General features: G+C 37.3%; 1 protein-coding gene. It reads left to right on the top strand.

All coding sequences use genetic code 11. The features are described from left to right. Window position 1: 1 nt before the first annotated feature. Window positions 2–727, top strand: a 726-nt coding sequence (locus tag ACINWC743_RS08705) for a type VI immunity family protein (protein ID WP_085947555.1), incomplete at its 3' end; no start/stop codon positions are given.

Here is a 727-nt window from a genome sequence, read left to right as displayed (position 1 = left end):
GATTGGTGGAGGGCTTTTTGCCAAAGGTGGTCCTGAAGATTATGTGGGTGCAATACCTGCAATTCGTGCAGTTTTATATTTTAAAGAGGGCTTTAGTGATGATATGCGAGAAGCGATTGCCCAATGTTTTGATGATTATCATGCTTATGCGAAAGATCATTTAACATGGTTATGGCAGGATGAACCGCCAAAAGGGGAAAGAGAGAATATTGCTTTTAGTGATGCCAAGCCTATTCGGGAGAGCTTAAAAAACTATAGTCCAATGAAAGCTTTTAATTTTATATATATCAGTGGTAAAGAGAAATTTGCAACTGGACCATGGGAGTTTAATGCAAGTGGTGCGAGTAAATGGCAAATCATAAATGGTACTTATCAAAGTACCTTAACATTTTCTATGCCTATAGAATGGGTAGAAGAAAACACGAAAATTTTTATTGAGTTATTTATTAAATTTGCAAATCGCCTAAAAGCCAAGCATGGTTATGCTGGTTACGCATGTATCATTTCACGAATTCGAGATGATAAAAATGAACCAACGGAAGCCTACTTATCTCGAAAATGGTGGGCAATGGATGTGGGTAATCCTTATCTTGAGTCAGACAATCTACTGAATGGAATAAAAACCGTGAGTTGGTTAACAGCAATTAATTATGAATGGCTTAATCCGATCAAGGAAGAACAAGCACTCAATAGTGAATTGCCCATGAGTTGGTTTATTGGCTATGAC

Source organism: Acinetobacter sp. WC-743 (assembly GCF_000335555.1).
Classification (GTDB): Bacteria; Pseudomonadota; Gammaproteobacteria; order Pseudomonadales; family Moraxellaceae; genus Acinetobacter; species Acinetobacter bereziniae.
This window is presented reverse-complemented; position numbering and strand designations above follow the sequence as displayed.